We start from the raw sequence: 2,582 nt of genomic DNA, 5'->3' as shown, positions 1-2,582 counted from the left end.
AGACAGCGCTTCGATGGCGCTGGTGGCGGCGAGGCTGTTTCGCGAAACCTCCTTCGGCCTTGCCGCCCGCGCCGCCGCCAATGACGAGCGCGGTGCCGCCGCCGTCGGCGTCGACCAGCGCACGGCGCGTCTGGCCGCCTGGGTGGCGGGTGTCGTCGCCGCCATGGCCGCCGGCGCCATGATGGCGCAGTTTCTGGGTGCGTTCTCGCCACGCGATTTCTATTTCGACCTCGGCTTCACCATGCTCGCCATGCTGATCGTCGGCGGCATGACCTCGTCGCTCGGCGCTTTCGCCGGCGTCATCGTCACCATCGTTTTGGTCGAAGTGGTGCGCCGCTTCGAAGGCGGCGGCGAGGTGCTCGGCCTGCATCTGCCCGTCCTGTTTGGCCTGACCCAGGGCGTGCTTGCCATCGCCATGATCCTGGTTATCTGGCGGCGACCGACCGGTCTGTTCGGCGAGCGTGAACTGAACCTGCTGCGTCGGCCCGGTCGCCAGGCCGTGATGGCTTCAACGGCGCCACCGCGGCATGTCGAGAGTGACCGGCTCGCCGCCGTCCATCTGTCGCGCCGCTATGCCGGCGTCGTCGCCGTCGACGACGTCAGCCTGGATTTCGAGACCGACAGCATCACCGGCATCATCGGCCCCAATGGCGCCGGCAAGACGACGCTGCTCAACATGCTGGCCGGTGATATCAAGCCAAGTGCCGGCACCGTGTCGGTGGGTGGCGTGGTCCGGCAGGCTTCGGCCTTCCGCTTCGCCCGCTCCGGCGTTGCCCGCACGTTCCAGAACATCCGCGTCTTCCCGCACATGACCGTGCTCGAAAATGTCGTCGTCGCCGCCCGCCAGGTGGAGCCGGATCTTGGCCATGCCGAGGCGGCGGCAATGGGTGAACTTGCGCGCATGGGGCTGGAGAGATTCGCCGATCAACCGGCCGCCAGGCTTGCCTATGGCCAGCGCCGTCGGCTCGAAGTGGCACGCGCCCTGGCGTTGAAGCCGCGCTTCCTGCTGCTCGACGAGCCGGCCGCCGGCATGAACGCCGTCGAGACCGCCGAACTGGTTTCGATCCTCTCGACGGTCCGCACCGAGCGCCGCATCGGCATTGTGCTGATCGAACACGACATGCGGCTGGTGATGAACCTGTGCGAGCGCATCGTCGTCATCGATCATGGCCGCGTCATCGCCGACGGCACGCCGGGCGACGTTCAGAAGAACCCTGCCGTGATCGCAGCCTATCTCGGCAGCCGCACGGCGCGCGCCAAGACCGAAACGCCTGAAAACCAGACCGCATGACCCGCAACGACAGCCAACCATAAGAAATCCAGAAGGAGAACCGACATGCCAAGCCTCTATCGCCTCCATCGCGCCGCTTTGTGCGCTGCCGTGTTCAGCATCGCCGCCATTTCGACGGCCAGCGCCGAAGAGATCATCATCGGTGCCGCGACCGCGCAGACCGGCGGCCTTGCCCCTTACGACCAGCCGGCACTTGCCGGCCTGCGCATGTCGCTCGACGAGCTCAACGCCAAGGGTGGCCTCGCTGGCAAATACACCGTCAAGCTTTTGATCAAGGACACGCGCTCCGATACCGCGCAGACTGCCACTGTCGCCCAGGAACTGATCGACGCCGGCGCCAAGATCATGATCACGCCGTGCGATGCCGATCCCTCGATTTCCGCCGGCCAGCTGACCCAGCCGCTTGGCATTCCGACCCTGACGCTGTGCGGCTCCGCCCCGGTGCTCACCGGCGCGGTCGGCGACGTCATGTTCGGCACCTATCCGGCCGACAATGTGCAGGCGACGGCGGTCGCCGACTTCGCCGTCTCGGAAGGCAAGAAGAAGGTGTTCCTGCTGACTTCGCCGGACTCCACCTACACCGCCAATCTGCCGGAATATTTCGGCAAGGTGTTCGAGAAGAAGGGCGGCGCCATTGTCGGCCGCGGCACCTTCAGCATGGGCCAGCCCGATTTTTCCGCCGAGATCACCAATATCAAGGGCCTAGCCGACAAGCCCGACCTGATCATGACGGCGGCCTATGAGCCGGATTTCCCGGCCTTCATCCAGCAATTGCGTGGCGCCGGCGTCACCATCCCGGTCTATGGCGCCGATGCCATCGGCACGCCGACCATCAAGGCGCTCGGCAAATTGGTCGACGGCGTCGTCTACACCGCGGCCGGCTATGCCGAGCCGGGCAGCAAGCTCGAGGCCTTCAATACCGCCTTCACCAAATATGCAGGCCACGCACCGGAATCGACCTATGAAGTCAATGGCTATGAGATCGGCCTGATCCTCGACCAGGCGGTCAAGACGGCCGGCTCCGACGACCCGAAAGCGATCCGCGACGCCATCGCCGGCCTTAAGGATTTCGAAGGCATCACCGGCAAGATCACCTATGCCGGCACCGATCGCATGCCGCTGCGGCCGGTGGCGCTGATGCGCTACGAGGGCGGCGAGGGCAAGCATGTCCAGACCCTGATCCCCGACGCTGCCGACGTTCCGGCGCCGTGATGTCGTGCTGAGCGTCGAAGCCCTGAAAATCCGGTACGGCGAGGTCGAGGCGGTGCGCCGCGTTGACCTCACCGTCGGC

2 protein-coding genes are annotated in these 2,582 nt (G+C 65.9%); both read left to right on the top strand.

Annotated elements, in window-relative coordinates:
• The coding region (locus tag EN984_RS30660; RefSeq protein ID WP_127384190.1) for an ATP-binding cassette domain-containing protein at positions 1-1,291 on the top strand (1,291 nt) is incomplete at its 5' end.
• Positions 1,292-1,336: 45 nt separating this feature from the next.
• Complete coding sequence (locus EN984_RS30655) at positions 1,337-2,503, top strand: ABC transporter substrate-binding protein (RefSeq protein ID WP_127271797.1); 1,167 nt, start codon at positions 1,337-1,339, stop codon at positions 2,501-2,503.
• Positions 2,504-2,582: the final 79 nt, after the last annotated feature.

The organism is Mesorhizobium sp. M7A.F.Ca.CA.004.12.1.1, from assembly GCF_003997835.1.
Taxonomy (GTDB): domain Bacteria; phylum Pseudomonadota; class Alphaproteobacteria; order Rhizobiales; family Rhizobiaceae; genus Mesorhizobium.
The sequence above is the reverse complement of the archived record's forward strand: the minus strand, read 5'-3'. Positions and strand labels throughout refer to the sequence as shown.